This is a genomic window from Pseudolysinimonas kribbensis, from assembly GCF_039531715.1.
GTDB lineage: Bacteria > Actinomycetota > Actinomycetes > Actinomycetales > Microbacteriaceae > Pseudolysinimonas > Pseudolysinimonas kribbensis.
Map to the genome: position 1 here is coordinate 341,894 of NZ_BAAAQO010000004.1, position 16,106 is coordinate 357,999.

A 16,106-nucleotide genomic window follows, 5' to 3' on the forward strand; every position below is an offset into this window, starting at 1 on the left:
GAGGTCTAACGGGCGAGCGCCATGCGGCCCTGGCCGGGCGTGCCGACGACGGTGCCGCCGATGCTCACCGCTCGACCGCGCACGTAGCTGGCGGTGATCGCGGCGTTGATCGTGCGACCGTCGTAGGGCGTCCATCCGACCCGCGACAGCACGCCGTCGTTGCGGATGGTCCACGGGGCGTTCAGGTCGGCGATCACGATGTCGGCGTCCCGGCCGACCTCGAGGGCGCCCTTGCTCGCCGCGAGGCCGAACTTGTCGGCCGGCGCCTGGGCCACGAGCTGGGCGACCCGCTCGATCGTGAGCTGGCCCTTCGTGACCGCGTCGAGCAGCAGCGGGTAGTAATACTGGATGCCGGGCGTGCCTGTGTGGGAGCTCCACATCTGCGTCCAGCCGATCTCCTTCTCCTCGCGCGTGTGCGGCGCGTGATCGGAGGAGCACATGTCGATGGTGCCGTCGCGCATCCCCTGCCAGACGGCCTCGCGGCCCTCGTCGGGCACCCAGTAGCTGAGCGCGTAGGGGCCGAGCGTCTCGACGTCGTTCCAGGTCGAGAGGAAGGGCGCCCAGTGGTTGACCTCGCACGTCACGTCGATGCCGTTGGCCTTGGCGCGGCGCACGGCCTCGATGGAGCGCTTGGTCTGCATGTGCGCGATGTGCACGGGGCAGCCGCTCGCCTCGGCGAGACGGATGACGACGTCGATCGCGGTGTCCCAGATCACGCCGCTGCGCTCGGCGTACGCCTGCGCATATCCCTGCGGCGTGTTCTCCCCGCGGTCCAGGTACTGCTTCTCGATGTAGTCCATGAGCGCCTGGTCGTGCGGGTGGATGATGAACCGTTTGCCGGTCGCCTTGATCTGATCCATCATCCGGAGCAGGTCGCCGTGATCGTGCATGCCCGTCCCGGCGGGGTGGGGATAGGTGCGTCCCGTGTCGACGACCATGTAGACCTTGTACGCCCGGATGCCGCGCTCGGCCATCGGCACGATCTCGTCCGGCTGCGTCGCGGCCGGGTTGTGGTTGTAGTCGACGATCGACTTCTCGGCGTACATCGCGAGCACCTCGTCGAGGGTCTGCGCGGTGGTCGTCGGCGGCTGCAGATTCGGCATGCCGAAGATCGTGGTGACACCGCCGACCGCGGCCTGCTCGGTCGTGGTGGTGATGTCCTCCTTGTGCTCGTACCCCGGCTCGCGGGTGTGCACATGGACGTCGATCATGCCGGGCAGCACGTTCTTGCCCGTCGCGTCGACGATCTCGGCGGCGTCGACCTCGAACTCGCGCGAGACGAGGCCGGCGATGCGCTCGCCGTCGACGAGCACGTCGGCGTCGATCGTGCCGGACGGGGTGGTGACGCGGCCTCCCGCGATGCGGAGCGAGATGGTCATCGGGCAGCAACCTCCAGGTTCTCGATGGATGCCGATCCGGCGGAGGACTCCACCCGGACGTCGGCGGGGCGCACGTAGCGGTCGAACCACTGCACGATCCGGGGCGTGACCTCGGTCCAGTAGCGGTCGTAGGCGGCGTAGTGCGAGGTCTTGCGCTGCATGATGAGCGCCTTCGGGCCCGCCGCGACCTCGTAGAGCGCCTCGGCGTGGTCGGTGGGCGTGGTCGCGTCGGCCTCGACGCCGATCACCATGAGCGGGGTCAGGAGGCCATCGGCCGCGTCGATCGGGCGGTATTCGAGGATCTGCTCGGCGGATGCGAGGGAGATGGCGGTCGGGATCCGCTCGTCGACGTCCGCCTTGATGGTCGTCGTCTTGCGCTCCGGCGTCGGGATCATGATCTCCTCGCGCGGGTGCACCGTGCGCCCGCGCCCGGTGGTGACGCGCAGCTTCGCGTCCTCCTCGAGAGCGCTCAGGTAGGCGATCCACTCGTGCTCCTGGCGCATGCGGTGCAGCCAGTCGCGGCCGTCGGCGACGGGCACCTGGCTGACGACGGCGCGGATCCGCGGGTCGACGCCCGCCAGCAGGACCGCGTTGCCGCCGCCGGTGCCCCCGGTGCCGAAGCAGCCGATGGCATCCGCGATCACGTCGTCGCGGGTCGTCAGGTAGGTGACCGAGTTGCGCAGATCGGTGAGCTGGTCGGCGGGCGACAGGATGCCCTGGTCGCCCTCCGAGTCGCCGAACCCCCGGTAGTCGAAGACGAGCACGCCGAACCCCGCGGCGGTGAGTGCCTCGTGGTAGCGGACGTAGAGCTTGGCGTCCTTCAGGCCCAGCCATCCGGGCCCCTGGACGATCGCACGCACCGGCCCGTCGACCGTGTCGGGGGTGCGCCAGATGGCGCTGATGCGGTCACCCTCGCTGTAGAAGGTCACGTTCTCGGTTCGCACTCGTCGTCTCCATCGGCCGGCGTGTTGCTGGCTACTGTATCCAATGTGCAGAAACGTAGCGAACTTCGGCGCCCCAGATCAAGCACCGGGCCGCGACTTTTACGCGTCGGAAACATGCACGCCCTCCCGTCCGGGCGCGCCGGAACGGCCCGCGACGAGCGGGCCGGAGAACTGCCCCGGTCAGGCCTCCTGGGTGACGACGTCCTTCGCCATGATCTCCTCGAGGCCGTCCCGCACCTGATCGAGGTGCTGCCGGACGAGGGTGCTCGCGCCCTTCACGTCGCCGGCGAGGACGGTCTCCGCGAGGTCGGAGTGATTGCGCCCCGCACCGACCGCGACGCGCCACCCGAGCAGGTAGCGCCCGACCGCGGAGCGCAGCTCCTCGATCATCTTGACCAATTGCGGATTGTTCTCGTGGTCGTAGAGCTCGCGGTAGAAGGCGATCCGGATCTCGAGGAACTCCGAGCCCTCGTGCCCTTTGTCCAGCTGCTTCGCGAGCGATCGCAGCCGCGCCGCACGCTCGGGCGTCATCGTCGCGATCGACTTGCCGATCGCGAACGGCTCGAGCAGCTCCCGCAGCTCGAAGATCTCGTGCAGCTGCGCGATCGAGAGGGATCGCACGACCGCCCCGCGGCGCGGATGGAAGTCGACGAGACCCTCCGACTCCAGCTGCATGAGCGCCGAACGCACCGGGATGCGGGAGACGCCGATCGCGGTCGCGATCGCCTCCTGTCGCAGTCGCTCTCCCGGCGCGAAGGCGCCGGACACGATCGACTCCCGGATCACCTCGTAGACCATCTCGCCGATGGTCTTGTAGCCGTTGGTGAGCCGAGCGGCCACCTCCTCGAGGTGGACCGTTCCGCGCTGTGCCGTCGTCGCCATCGTCGCCTCCTACAGGTAGCCCGCCACGGTAGCGCGGTGGACGTAGTGCTCCCACATCTTGCCGGGGCGGTGCCCCAGTCCGCCGTAGCTCTCGGCGATCTCGTCGATCTCATCGGGCGTCAGCGGCCGCTGCTCCCCGCCCAGCTGGGTCGCCGCGAGCTGGGTACGCGCGTTCTCCTCGAGGTCGACGCAGTCCATGAAGAGCACGTCGAACCGATCGCCGACCACCACGGTGCCGTGCGAGCGGAGCATGCACGCGCCCGCATCGCCGAGCGTCGCCGCGACGGCGTCGCCCTGCTGCCTCGTCCGGATGTGCCGGGTGTCGGGGTGGACGGCCAGCCCGTCGGGGAACTTGTAGGCGAAGTGCCGCATCGGCAGCATGGCGCGGTCGGTCATCGTGAAGGTGGTCGAGAGCGATGGATGCCCGTGGCAGATCACCGAGACATCCGGGCGGGCACGGTACACGCCGGTGTGGATGGCGGCCTCGGCGACGGGGATGCCCTCCCCGCGCACGAGCTCGCCCTCCAGGTCGATGACGAGCAGGTCGTCCGGCGTGATGGCGGCCCGGCTCGCGTCGCGCGGCTGGATGAGCACCTCGTCGGTGCCGGGGATCCGCGCGCTCACATGGCCGCTGTAGTCGAGGACGCCGGTGTAGACCAGCAGACGCGTGCACGTGACGAGGTCACGGCGCAGCTGCTGCTCGACCGCCGGGGTGCTCATCCGAGCTGCCGCAGGGCCGGAAGCACCTCGTCGCCGTAGAGCTTGAGGAATCGCTCCTGATCGGGACCGGGAGCGTGGAACACGAGGTGGGTGAAGCCCATGTCGACGTACTCCCGGATGCGGGCGACGTGCTCCTCGACATCGGTCGAGACGATGAAGCGGCTCGCGGTCCGTTCGACCGGCAGCGCGTCGGCGAGGCGCTGCATCTCCACCGGGTCCTCGACGCCGGTCTTCTCCTCCGGCTTCAGCGCCAGGGCGCCCCAGAACTGCGTCGCCTCGAGCGCCTTCTGCCGGTCGTGGTCGAACGACACCTTGACCTCGAGCAGGCGGTCGACGTCGGCGTCTGCGCGGCCGGCCTTTCCGATGCCGTCCTCCAGCGCCGGGATGAGCGTGTCGACATACAACTCCCGCCCCTTGCCGCTCGTCGTGATCCAGCCCTGCGCCACGCGACCGGCGAGGCGGGTGGCCGCGGGGCCGGCACCGGCGATGTAGATCGGAACCGGCGTCTCGGGCCGGTCGTAGATCGTCGCGCGCTCCACGCTGTAGTAGGTGCCCTGATAGTCCACACGCTCCTGCGTCCACAGGGTCTGGATGAGCTCCACCGACTCCTTGAGTCGTGCGAAGCGCTCCTTCTGCTCCGGCCACTCGATGCCGAGCGGCTTCTCGTTCATCGCCTCTCCGGAGCCGACGCCGAGGACCACGCGGCCCGGGTACAGGCATCCGAGGGTGGCGAACGCCTGAGCGATGACGCCCGGGTGGTACCGATAGGTCGGGGTGAGCACACTGGTGCCCAGGATGATCCGCTCGGTCGATGCGCCGAGCGCGCCCAGCCAGGGCAGCGCCGCGGGCGCGTGCCCGCCGTCGTGCCGCCAGGGCTGGAGATGGTCGCTGGTGAAGACCGAATTGAACCCGTTCTGCTCCGCCAGCACGCCGTACCGCAACAGCTCGGAGGGCCCGAACTGTTCTGCCGATGCCTTGTATCCGAGCTTGAGCACGCCGCCTCCTGGGTGACCTAAATCGTCTTTTGGCTACAATATACATAGCTCGGTCGCCCCGCGGTGAGGGCGCTGCCAGGATGGAGCCATGACGACCAGGGCGATCGGCATCGACATCGGCGGAACGGGCATCAAGGGGGCGGTGGTCGACCTCGACGCCGGCGAGCTCGTGACCGACCGCGTGAAGGTGCCCACGCCGAAGGGCGGTGAGCCCGACGACATCGTCGCCGCCGTTGCGGAGATGGTCGACGGGTTCGGCGAGGTCGCGAAGGAAACCCCGATCGGCGTCTGCTTCCCCGCCGTCGTGCTGCACGGAGTGACCATGTCGGCCGCCAACGTCTCCAAGAAGTGGATCGGCCTCGCCGCCGAGAAGCGGTTCGAGGCGTCGCTGCACCGCGACATCCTGTTCGTCAACGACGCGGACGCGGCGGGGGTCGCCGAGGTGCGCTACGGCGCCGCGAAGGGCCGCGACGGTCTCGTGATCCTCACCACCCTCGGCACGGGGATCGGCAGCGCCGTCCTGTGGAACGGCCAGCTCGTGCCCAACAGCGAGCTCGGCCACCTCGAGGTGGACGGGCACGACGCCGAGAAGCGGGCGGCGTACTCGGCGATGGAGCGCGACGACCTCGACTGGAAGCACTGGGCCAAGCGCCTGCAGCGCTACTACGACGTGCTCGACGCGCTGCTCTGGCCGGACCTGCTGATCGTGGGCGGCGGCGTCTCGAAGAACGCGCACGAGTTCCTGCCGCTGCTCAAGCTGCGTCCCGAGATCGTTCCGGCCGTGCACCTGAACAACGCCGGCATCCTCGGCGCGGCCGCGCTGGCCGGCGATCTGAGCGACGCACGGCACTGATCAGGAAACCGTCAGGACCCGTCGCCGGGCCGTGAGGATCCCGTCAGGATCGATCTGGCCGCCGGTGCGCGGGCGTTCACTCGTGGCGTGCTCGATATCATCTACGTCCTGGCGATCCTCGCGCTGACCGCTCTCGTGACCCTGGTGGCCACGGGGATCGAGAGGCTGTGATCGCCTTGACCGTCGTCGCCGCCGTGCTGGCGGTCGCCGCGATCGGGTACGTCGTGGCCGCGCTCGTGCGACCGGAGAAGTTCTGATGGTGCCCACCGGGACCGAGTGGACGCTGTTCGCCGCCCAACTGCTGACGCTCGCCGTCGTGCTCGGGCTCGTACAGGTGCCGCTCGGCGATCACATCGCGCGCGTCTTCACCACGACGAAGCACTGGCGCGCCGAGCGCGGCTTCTACCGGATCATCGGCGCCGACGGCGACGCCGAGCAGAGCTGGAGCGTCTATCTGCGCTCGGTGCTGGTGTTCTCGCTCGTCGGCATCCTGCTCGTCTACGTGTTCCAACGCCTGCAGACCTGGCTGCCGTGGTCGCTCGGCCTCGGCCGTCCCGGCGAGGCGCTGTCGTTCAACACGGCGGTCTCGTTCGTGACGAACACGAACTGGCAGTCGTACTCCCCCGACACGACGCTCGGCTACACCGTGCAGCTCGTCGCCCTCGCGGTGCAGAACTTCCTCTCCGCCGCCGTCGGCATCGCCGTCGCCGTAGCGCTCGTGCGCGGGTTCTCGTACCGACGCACGAGCACGATCGGCAACTTCTGGGTCGACCTCACGCGCGGCACGCTCCGGATCCTGCTGCCGCTCTCGATCGTCGCAGCGATCGTGCTCATGGCCGGCGGCGTGATCCAGAATCTCGGTGGCTTCCAGCACATCACGACCGTCACCGGCGCCACCGCCACGATCCCGGGCGGTCCGGTCGCCTCGCAGGAGGCGATCAAGGAGCTCGGCACCAACGGCGGCGGGTTCTACAACGCGAACTCGGCCCACCCGTTCGAGAACCCGAGCGCCGCGACGAACCTGTTCGAGATCTTCCTGCTGCTGCTGATCCCGTTCTCCCTGCCCCGCGCCTTCGGCCGGATGGTCGGCGATCAGCGGCAGGGCTGGGCGATCCTGGCCACGATGGGGGTCTTCTGGCTCGTCTCGAACGTGCTGCTGTTCTGGGCGGAGATCAGCGCCTCCGGCACGGCTCCGCAGCTCGCAGGCGGCGCGATGGAGGGCAAGGAGGACCGGTTCGGGATCGCGGCCTCGACGATCTTCACCTCGTCGACGACGCTGACCTCGACCGGCGCCGTGAACTCGATGCACGACAGCTACACCGCTCTCGGGGGTGCCGTGACGCTGTCGGACATGATGCTCGGGGAGGTCGCGCCGGGCGGCGTGGGCGCGGGGCTCTACGGCATCCTGGTGCTCGCCATCATCGCGGTGTTCGTCGCCGGCCTCATGGTCGGGCGCACCCCCGAGTACCTGGGCAAGAAGATCGGGCCGCGCCAGATGAAGCTCGCGAGCCTCTACATCCTGACGACACCGACTCTGGTGCTGCTGGGAACGGGGCTGAGCTTCGCGATCCCGGCCGTCAAGACGGACCTCGTGACGACCTCGATCGGGAACCCCGGCACGCACGGGTTCAGCGAGGTGCTCTACGCGTTCACCTCGGCCGCGAACAACAACGGTTCCGCGTTCGCGGGCATCACGGCGAACACCTCGTGGCTGAACTCGGCGCTCGGCGTGGTCATGTTCCTCGGGCGGTTCGTGCCGATCGTCTTCGTGCTGGCCCTCGCCGGCTCGCTCGCCCAGCAGGACAGGGTGCCGGTCACCGCGGGCACCCTGCCCACGCACCGGCCGCTCTTCATCGGGATGCTCATCGGTACCACGCTGCTCGTCACCGCCCTCACCTACTTCCCCGTGCTCGCGCTCGGGCCCCTCGCAGAAGGACTGAAGTAAGCCATGACCGTCGTCACCGAGACCTCCGCCGCCGCGTCGTCGCCGTCTCCGAAGGGCCGCGGAAGCGCGCTCTCGTGGGGTCAGTTCGTGCAGGCGCTGCCCGGCGCGTTCCGCAAGCTCGACCCGCGGCTCATGTGGCGCAATCCGGTGATGTTCGTCGTCGAGGTCGGCGCCCTGCTCAGCACCGCCTATGCGATCGCCGAGCCGTTCCTGCACGCGCCGGTGTCGAGTGCCCGGCCCCTGCCGCCGACCTTCAGCGCCGCGATCGCCGTCTGGCTGTGGATCACGGTCCTGTTCGCCAACCTGGCCGAGTCGATAGCGGAGGGGCGCGGCAAGGCCCAGGCCCGGTCGCTGCGCGCGACGCGCACCTCGACGCTCGCCCACCGCGTCCCGCGCTACGACGGGGCCGATCCGGATGCCATGGCCGACGAGACGACGGACGTCGCCTCGTCGGACCTCCGGCTCGGCGACGTCGTGATCGTCACCGCCGGCGAGGTGATCCCCGGTGACGGCGACATCGTCGCCGGCATCGCGAGCGTCGACGAGTCGGCGATCACCGGCGAGTCCGCTCCGGTCGTGCGCGAGCACGGCGGCGACCGAAGCGCGGTCACCGGCGGCACCCGGGTGCTTTCCGACCGCATCGTGGTGCGGATCACGTCCAAGCCCGGCGAGACCTTCGTCGACCGCATGATCAGGCTCGTCGAAGGCGCCGCGCGGCAGAAGACGCCCAACGAGATCGCGCTCAACATCTTGCTCGCGAGCCTCACGATCGTGTTCCTCATCGTCGTGCTCGTGCTGAATCCGATGGCCGATTACCTGCACGGCGCGACCACCATCGTGGTGCTCATCGCCCTGCTCGTCTGCCTCATCCCGACCACGATCGGCGCCCTGCTGAGCGCCATCGGCATCGCCGGCATGGACCGGCTCGTCCAGCACAACGTGCTCGCCATGTCGGGTCGCGCGGTGGAGGCGGCCGGCGACGTGACCACCCTGCTGCTCGACAAGACCGGCACGATCACCTACGGCAACCGGCGAGCGACCGAGTTCGTGGTACTGCCCGGCATCTCGCAGGCCGTGCTCACCGAAGCAGCCCTGATGTCGTCGCTCGCCGACCCGACGCCGGAGGGCAGCTCCATCGTCGACCTGGCCGGCGGTCACGTGCCGGTTCCCGAGGGCGCCACGATCGTCCCGTTCACCGCCCAGACCCGGATGTCGGGCCTCGACCTCGCGGACGGCTCGGAGGTGCGCAAGGGTGCCGGGTCGAGCATCGCCGCGTGGATCGGCGGCGAATCGGCACCCGGTCTGCAGGACATCGTCGACAAGATCGCGCAGTCCGGTGGCACGCCGCTGGTCGTAGCCACCAAGGACGCCGCAGGCGCGGGCCGCGTGCTCGGGGCGGTCCATCTCAAGGACGTCGTGAAGACGGGGCTGCGCGAGCGCTTCTCCGAGCTGCGCGCCATGGGCATCCGCACGGTCATGATCACGGGCGACAACCCCCTGACCGCCCGGGCGATCGCCGCCGAGGCCGGCGTCGACGACTACCTCGCCGAGGCGACCCCGGAGGACAAGCTCGAGCTGATCAAGAAGGAGCAGGCCGGCGGCAACCTCGTCGCGATGACCGGCGACGGCACGAACGACGCGCCGGCGCTCGCGCAGTCGGACGTCGGGGTGGCCATGAACACCGGCACCTCGGCCGCGAAGGAGGCGGGCAACATGGTCGACCTCGACTCCGACCCGACGAAGCTGATCAACATTGTGCGGATCGGCAAGCAGCTGCTCATCACCCGCGGCTCGCTCACCACCTTCTCGATCGCCAACGACGTGGCCAAGTACTTCGCGATCATCCCGGCGATGTTCGCCGTCGTGTTCCCGGGCCTCGCCGTGCTGAACGTCATGCACCTGCACTCGCCGGCGTCCGCCGTGCTGAGCGCGATCGTCTTCAACGCCCTCGTGATCGTCTTCCTGATCCCGCTTGCGCTCCGGGGGGTGGGATACCGGCCGCGCCCGGCCGCATCGATCCTCGGCCGCAACCTGGCGATCTACGGTCTCGGCGGCCTCGTCGCCCCGTTCATCGGCATCAAGCTCATCGACCTCGTCGTCACCCTCATCCCCGGCTTCTGAGCCGTTTGGCGTCCGAAAGGAGCATCATGAAGCTCACGCGCCAGGCGTGGACCGCCCTCCGCGCCATGATCGTGCTGACGATCGTCCTGGGCATCCTGTACCCGGCCGTCATCTGGGTCGTGGGGCTGGCCATGCCGAGCCAGTCGAACGGATCGCTGCTGCGCGACTCCTCCGGCGCCGTCGTCGGCTCCTCGCTCATCGGGCAGTCGTACACCGACAAGGAGGGCCGACCGCTGCCGCAGTGGTTCCAGTCGCGCCCATCCGCCGCCGGCACCGGATACGACGCGAGCGCTTCCTCGGGCTCCAACTACGGCCCCGAGAACAAGGAGCTGATCGCGGCGATCCGGGCGCGTCAGGCCGGTATCGCGAAGCTCGACGGTGTCTCCACAGCGCGGATCCCGGCCGATGCGGTCACCGCATCCGCCTCGGGGCTCGACCCCGACATCAGCGAGGCGTACGCGCTCCTGCAGGTCGGCCGGGTCGCCGCCGCGCGCCAGCTCGACACGCCGACCGTGCGCGCACTCGTCGAGAAGCACGTCGCGGGCCGCGAGCTCGGCGACCTCGGCGAGCCGGTCGTGAACGTCGTGGAGCTCAACCTCGCACTCTCCCAGCTCCACTAGCGGCAGACTGCGTTCATGAGGCAGGGCCGGCTGCGGGTCATGCTCGGCGCCGCCCCCGGCGTCGGCAAGACCTACACGATGCTCGAGGACGGCGCCCGCCTGCGCCACGAGGGACGGGACGTGGTCGTCGCGGTCGTCGAGACCCATGGGCGGGCCGCCACATCCGCCCTGATCGACGGGCTCGAAGTGATCCCGCGCCGCACGGTCGAGCACCGCGGAGTCGTGCTCGACGAGATGGACCTCGACGCCGTGCTCGCCCGGCATCCGGACCTGGCCCTCGTCGACGAGCTCGCCCACACCAACGCCCCCGGATCACGGCACGCCAAGCGCTGGGAGGACGTCGCGACCCTGCTCGACGCGGGCATCGACGTCATCTCGACGGTCAACATCCAGCACATCGAGTCGCTCAACGACGTGGTGCAGCAGATCACCGGGGTGCCGCAGCGCGAGACGATACCGGATGCAGTGCTGCGCGACGCCGACCAGGTCGAGCTCGTCGACGTCGCTCCGCAGGCGCTCCGCGACCGGCTGGCCCAGGGAGTCGTCTATCCCGCGGCGCGCGTCGACGCGGCCCTCAGCAACTACTTCCGGCTCGGCAACCTCACCGCCCTGCGCGAACTGGCGCTCCTGTGGCTCGCGGACGAGGTCGACAGCGCCCTGCGTGCCTACCGCGAGGAGCACGGCATCTCGGCGCCGTGGGAGGCCCGTGAGCGGATCGTCGTGGCCCTCACGGGCGGCCCGGAGGGCGACACGCTCCTGCGTCGCGGGGCGCGCATCGCGCAGCGTTCGGGCGGCGGCCAGCTGTACGCGGTGCACGTGACCAGCCCCGACGGGCTCACCCGCCCCGGGGCCGGCATCCTTGCCGCCCAGCGGAGCCTGGTCGAGACGCTCGGCGGCACGTTCCGCCAGCTGGTCGCGGAGCAGGTGCCGCAGGCGCTGGTCGAGTTCGCCCGGAGCGTCAACGCGACCCAGCTCGTCATCGGCGTCAGCCGGCGCGGGCGGCTGCGCGCGTTGCTCGGCGGCGCCGGCACCTCGCAGGGCGTCATCCGGCTCGCGGGCGACATCGACGTGCACATCGTGTCGCACTCCCAGGCCGGCGGGCTCGGGCTCCCGAAGCTCACCGGCGCGCTCTCGGTGCGACGGCGGATCGCGGGCGTCGCCGTCGCCGTGCTCGGCATGCCGCTCCTCACCCTGCTGCTCTCGCTCGCGCGATCACGCGAGACGCTGCCGATCGACGTGCTGTCGTTCCAGTTGCTCGTGGTCGTGGTGGCGGTGGTGGGCGGGATCTGGCCGGCGCTGTTGGCGGCGGTGATCGCCGGGTTCTTCCTCGACTTCTTCTTCCTGCCGCCGCTGTACGTGATCCGGATCCAGGACCCGCTGCATGCGCTCGCTCTCGTGATCTTCGTCGCAGTGGCGGGTCTCGTCAGCATCGTGGTCGATCAGGCGGCGCGCCGGGCGACGGTGGCCGCACGGGCCTCGGCCGAGGCGGAGGTGCTCGTCGCCGTGGCCGGGAGCGTCATCCGGGGCGGTGACGCGCTGCACGCGCTCGTGGGGCGGCTGCGAGAGGCATTCGCGCTCGCGAGCGTTCAGCTGCGCCAGGGCGCCCCCGGGGAGGAGCAGGAGATCGTCGCGGCCGCGGCCGACCCGTCGATCGCGCGGGACGCCGACCAGGAGTCGGCTCTGCCGCTCGGCGAGCACGCCGAGCTCGTGCTCCGCGGCCGTGTGCTCGATTCGTCCGATCGCCGCGTCCTCGGAGCGTTCGCCTCGCAACTGGAGGCCGCTCTGGTGCAGCGTCGGCTGACGGCCGCGGCCGAGGAGGCGCGCCCGATCGCCGAGGCCGACCGCCTCCGGAGCGCACTGCTCGCCGCGGTCGGTCACGATCTGCGCCGCCCGCTCGCGGCGGCCACGGCCGCGGTCACATCGCTGCGGTCCTCGGACGTGCGGCTCAGCCGGCACGACAAGGGCGAGCTGCTGGCGACCGCTGACGAGAGCCTGCGCTCGCTCGGCGCTCTGGTCACCGATCTGCTCGACGTCAGCCGCCTCCAGGCCGGCGTGCTCGGAGTCACGACGCAAGCGGTAGCGCTCGACGACGTCGTCGGCGGCGCGCTCGACGAGCTGGGACTCGCGCCCGGCGACGTGGCGCTGGAGCTCTCCCGCGTCGCCCCCGTGCGGGCCGACCCCGTGCTGCTGCAGCGCGCGGTCGTCAACCTGCTCACCAACGCGCTGCGCTACGCCCCCGCCGCAACCGCGCCGGTCATCGCGACGAGCGAGCTCGGCGACCGCGTGCAGCTGCGGGTCATCGACGCGGGTCCCGGGATCCCGGAGCATCGGCGCGAGGATGTCTTCGTACCCTTTCAGCGCGTCGGCGACACCGACAACACCGCCGGCATCGGGCTCGGCCTCGCCCTGTCGAAGGGGTTCGTGGAGGCGATGGGCGGCACCCTCGAGGCGGAGGACACGCCCGGCGGCGGCCTGACGATGGTGGTCGAGCTCGGGGCGGCCGCGTGAGGATCCTGATCGCGGACGACGACCCGCAGATCCTGCGGGCGCTGCGCATCACGCTCACCGCGCGCGGCTACGAGGTCACCGTTGCCGCCGACGGCCGCACCGCGCTCGACGCCGCGACTCGTACGCATCCGGACATCGTCGTGCTCGACCTGGGAATGCCCGGCCTGACCGGGGTGCAGGTCATCGAGGCGCTGCGCGGATGGACCCAGGTGCCGATCCTCGTGGTCTCCGGCAGGAGCGACTCGTGGGACAAGGTCGAGGCCCTCGACGCGGGTGCCGACGACTACGTGACCAAGCCGTTCGCGGCCGATGAGCTGCTGGCCCGGATCCGCGCGCTCGGCCGGCGCGCGCCCACCGCTCCGGAGGCTCCCGTCGTCGCATTCGGAGACGTGGTCGTCGACCTCGCTGCGCGGGCGGTGACCCGTGCGGGCTCGACCGTGCGCCTCACCCCGACCGAATGGCGGCTTCTCGAGGTGCTGCTGCGGCATCCGGGGCGCCTCGTGACACGCGAGACACTGCTCACCGAAGTGTGGGGACCGCAGTACACCACCGACACCGGATATCTGCGCCTGTACCTCTCCCAGCTGCGCAAGAAGCTCGAACCGGAGCCCGGTTCACCCAGGTATCTGCTCACCGAAGCGGGGATGGGATACCGCTTCGCGCCCGAGGCGCCCGCGGCCGGGTGATGTTTCGGTTCGGTGAACATTCCCGCTGAGACCCGTTTTGGCCACGTAGGGTGCGCTACTCTTCTGGCTCAACAGTTCCGGAACCGTCGGGACAGCAATAGAAAGCAGTACGAATGCCCACTGGAACCGTCAAATGGTTCAATGCCGAAAAGGGATTCGGCTTCATCACCCCCGACGACGGATCGCAGGATCTGTTCGCGCACTACTCCGCCATCCAGACGTCGGGCTACCGCAGCCTCGATGAGGGACAGCGGGTCGAGTTCGAGGTCACGCAGGGCCAGAAGGGCCCGCAGGCCTCGAACATCAACGCGGTCTGAGACCCGAACCACACGACGCGTCGTCCCGTCAGGGGCGGCGCGTCGTTGTTTACCCGGGCGTTCACCCTCAGATGTGGACGCCGTTCACATCCCCGGCTACGGTGTCGGCATGAGCGCGATCCTCAACCCCTACATCAACCTCCACGGCCAGGCACGGCAGGCGCTGGAGTTCTACCACGCCGCCCTCGGCGGCACGGTCAACATCATGTCCTTCGAGCAGGGCGGCATGGGCGACCAGGTGCAGGCCGATGAGAAGGACCTCGTCATGCACGGCCAGGTCGACGGCGATCACGGCTTCACCCTCATGGTGTCGGACACCCCGGCCCACATGGACAGCGGTCGGAGCCTCGGCGGCTTCTCCGTCTCCCTCAGCGGTGACGACGAGGCACTGCTCACCGAGCTCTGGGACAAGCTCTCGGCGGGCGGCACGGTCAACCAGCCGCTCGAGAAGGCGCCGTGGGGCGACTCGTTCGGCATGTTCACCGACGCCTTCGGCGTCGACTGGATGGTCAACATCTCGGGCGCCTCGGCCTAGCGGCGAGGAACGGGCCGGCCGATACGCCGGGTTCTGTCCGGGCGGGGCCTCGCGGCTCCGTCCGGGACGGCCATCTCTCTCGGGGATGCGTTGCCGCAGCCCTCCAGCGGTCCACCCGACACCTCGGCGAGCAGCTTCATCGGTGCCTGTCTGACCTTGCTCCGGACGAGGTTTACCCAGCGAGCCCTGTCACCAGGGCTCCTGGTGGTCTCTTACACCACCGTTTCACCCTTACCGGCCGACCGGTGTCCGAAGACGCCAGTCGGCAGGCGGTCTGCTCTCTGTTGCACTTTCTCGCGGATCACTCCGGGTGGGTGTTACCCACCGCCCTGCTCTGTGGAGCCCGGACGTTCCTCGGCATCCCTCGCGGGATGACGCGACCGTCTGGCCGGCCCGTTCGGCGTCGAGCCTAGCGCCTAGCGCTCGAACGACATCCGCTTGTCCATCGCTTCGTTCGCGAGCCGGTCGGCACGCGAGTTCTCGAGCCGCGGGATCCACTCGAAGCTGACCTGGGTGCCGGCCAGGATGCCGTGCGCCTCGCGGGCGAGCTCGGCCATGCCCGGGTGCTTGATCCTCCAGCGACCCGACATCTGCTCGACGACGAGCTTGGAGTCCATCCGGACGTGCAGCTCGGCGTGCGGGTCGATCTGCAGCGCCTTCGTGACCCCCGCGATCATGCCCTTGTACTCCGCGACGTTGTTGCTCGCGATGCCCACGTACAACCCGATCTCGGCCAGGATCTCGCCCGACTCCGGATCGATGACGAGCGTTCCGGAGCCGGCCTGGCCCGGGTTGCCGCGTGATCCGCCGTCGGCCTCGACGATGAGGCGGCGGGCTCCGCCATCGGCCACGGGCGTCACAGGCCCGACTCCGCGGTCCGCACCAGGATCGCGCCGGACTCCTCCTCGACGATCACGTCGTCGGGGGCCGCGGCCCGCACCTTGCTCAGGTCGGAGCCGCCCAGCAGGACTCCGGTCGCCGACGACATGCCCCGCTCCAGGTGCGAGGCGCCGACCCCGTATCGGGCGCGCTGCTTCTCGTAGAGCGCGAGCAGCTCGGCGGGCACCCGCGCGGCGACGACCCCGCGGTCATCCTCGGTCTGCCGCCGCTCGGCCGCGATCGCGTCGGTCGCGGCATCGCGTGCGGCCTGCGCCTCGGCGACCGAGACATCCAGGGCCGCGAGCGCCGCACGGGATGCCTCCAGCTCTGCCGAGCGGTCCTCGACGGTCTGCATGACCTCGAGCTCGATGTCCTCGAGGTCGCTGCGGCGCTTGGCGAGGGCCGCGAGCTCCTGCTCGAGCGCCTGGATGTCCTTCTGCGACGAGGTCGCCTGCAACCGCTCCTGGTCGCGGGCGATGCGCGCCTCGACGACGGCGACATCCGACTCGGTGCGGGTCAGCTCCGCCTTCGCGTCCTCCCAGGCGCCCGTGTGGTCGCGCACGACCGCGTGCAGGTCGTCGCGGCGCATCGTGAGTTCGTCGACGGCCGCCGCCTCGGGCAGGGTCGCGGCCCGGTGCGTCAGCTGGCCCAGCCTCGTGTCGAGCGCCTGGAGCTCCAGGAGCAGCGCCTGGTGCTCGGGTGCGGCCTTCAGCGGCATTCGA

The 16,106-nt window shown here is 70.0% G+C and carries 16 protein-coding genes and 1 other RNA gene; 9 read left to right on the forward strand and 8 right to left on the reverse strand.

What is annotated here, in order from left to right:
• Positions 1–5 precede the first annotated feature (5 nt).
• The 5 genes from ABD285_RS12215 to fgd all read right to left on the reverse strand — a co-directional run bounded on the left by ABD285_RS12215 (position 6) and on the right by fgd (position 4,920).
• Complete coding sequence (locus tag ABD285_RS12215) at positions 6–1,379, reverse strand: dihydroorotase (RefSeq protein WP_284255316.1); 1,374 nt, start codon at positions 1,377–1,379, stop codon at positions 6–8.
• Positions 1,376–2,323, reverse strand: a complete 948-nt coding sequence (locus ABD285_RS12220) for an alpha/beta hydrolase (protein WP_344202791.1) — start codon at positions 2,321–2,323, stop codon at positions 1,376–1,378. Before ABD285_RS12220 ends, ABD285_RS12215 begins: the two co-directional genes overlap by 4 nt.
• Positions 2,324–2,503: 180 nt before the next feature.
• Complete coding sequence (locus tag ABD285_RS12225) at positions 2,504–3,205, reverse strand: GntR family transcriptional regulator (RefSeq protein ID WP_344202793.1); 702 nt, start codon at positions 3,203–3,205, stop codon at positions 2,504–2,506.
• A 9-nt stretch (positions 3,206–3,214) separates the two neighbouring features.
• Positions 3,215–3,925 (reverse strand): class II aldolase/adducin family protein, encoded by a 711-nt coding sequence (locus ABD285_RS12230; protein WP_284255311.1) that lies wholly within the window; start codon positions 3,923–3,925, stop codon positions 3,215–3,217.
• Positions 3,922–4,920, reverse strand: a complete 999-nt coding sequence (gene fgd, locus ABD285_RS12235) for a glucose-6-phosphate dehydrogenase (coenzyme-F420) (protein WP_284255310.1) — start codon at positions 4,918–4,920, stop codon at positions 3,922–3,924. Before fgd ends, ABD285_RS12230 begins: the two co-directional genes overlap by 4 nt.
• 88 nt (positions 4,921–5,008) lie before the next feature.
• On the opposite strand from fgd, the gene ppgK reads away from it, so the two are divergent.
• From ppgK to ABD285_RS12280, 9 genes are all read left to right on the forward strand, one after another.
• Positions 5,009–5,773, forward strand: coding sequence for a polyphosphate--glucose phosphotransferase (gene ppgK / locus ABD285_RS12240; protein ID WP_284255309.1), 765 nt, complete (start codon positions 5,009–5,011; stop codon positions 5,771–5,773).
• 167 nt (positions 5,774–5,940) lie between these two features.
• Positions 5,941–6,030 (forward strand): potassium-transporting ATPase subunit F, encoded by a 90-nt coding sequence (locus ABD285_RS12245; protein ID WP_284255308.1) that lies wholly within the window; start codon positions 5,941–5,943, stop codon positions 6,028–6,030.
• Entirely contained in the window at positions 6,030–7,718 is a 1,689-nt protein-coding gene (gene kdpA / locus ABD285_RS12250) for a potassium-transporting ATPase subunit KdpA (RefSeq protein ID WP_344202796.1), read from the forward strand. Before ABD285_RS12245 ends, kdpA begins: the two co-directional genes overlap by 1 nt.
• Positions 7,719–7,721: 3 nt before the next feature.
• Positions 7,722–9,839 (forward strand): potassium-transporting ATPase subunit KdpB, encoded by a 2,118-nt coding sequence (gene kdpB, locus ABD285_RS12255; protein ID WP_344202798.1) that lies wholly within the window; start codon positions 7,722–7,724, stop codon positions 9,837–9,839.
• Between the two features lie 26 nt (positions 9,840–9,865).
• Entirely contained in the window at positions 9,866–10,459 is a 594-nt protein-coding gene (kdpC, locus tag ABD285_RS12260; RefSeq protein WP_284255307.1) for a potassium-transporting ATPase subunit KdpC, read from the forward strand.
• A 15-nt stretch (positions 10,460–10,474) separates the two neighbouring features.
• Positions 10,475–12,967: an ATP-binding protein gene (locus ABD285_RS12265; protein ID WP_284255306.1), complete on the forward strand. Its 2,493-nt coding sequence runs from the start codon at positions 10,475–10,477 to the stop codon at positions 12,965–12,967.
• Positions 12,964–13,653 (forward strand): response regulator, encoded by a 690-nt coding sequence (locus ABD285_RS12270; RefSeq protein WP_284255305.1) that lies wholly within the window; start codon positions 12,964–12,966, stop codon positions 13,651–13,653. The genes ABD285_RS12265 and ABD285_RS12270 overlap by 4 nt, the downstream gene beginning before the upstream one ends.
• A gap of 113 nt (positions 13,654–13,766) precedes the next feature.
• Complete coding sequence (gene cspE, locus ABD285_RS12275) at positions 13,767–13,970, forward strand: transcription antiterminator/RNA stability regulator CspE (RefSeq protein ID WP_284255304.1); 204 nt, start codon at positions 13,767–13,769, stop codon at positions 13,968–13,970.
• A gap of 109 nt (positions 13,971–14,079) precedes the next feature.
• The gene (locus ABD285_RS12280; protein WP_284255303.1) at positions 14,080–14,505 is read left to right on the forward strand and encodes a VOC family protein; all 426 of its coding nucleotides are present in this window, start codon (positions 14,080–14,082) and stop codon (positions 14,503–14,505) included.
• Between the two features lie 6 nt (positions 14,506–14,511).
• Here ABD285_RS12280 and rnpB read toward each other — a convergent pair.
• The 3 genes from rnpB to ABD285_RS12295 all read right to left on the reverse strand — a co-directional run bounded on the left by rnpB (position 14,512) and on the right by ABD285_RS12295 (position 16,102).
• Positions 14,512–14,901: RNase P RNA component class A (gene rnpB, locus ABD285_RS12285), an RNA gene on the reverse strand.
• Positions 14,902–14,921: 20 nt separating this feature from the next.
• Entirely contained in the window at positions 14,922–15,365 is a 444-nt protein-coding gene (locus tag ABD285_RS12290) for a reverse transcriptase-like protein (protein ID WP_284255302.1), read from the reverse strand.
• On the reverse strand, positions 15,362–16,102 hold the full coding sequence (locus ABD285_RS12295; RefSeq protein WP_284255301.1) for a zinc ribbon domain-containing protein: 741 nt from the start codon (positions 16,100–16,102) through the stop codon (positions 15,362–15,364). Before ABD285_RS12295 ends, ABD285_RS12290 begins: the two co-directional genes overlap by 4 nt.
• Between the last annotated feature and the right edge of the window lie 4 nt (positions 16,103–16,106).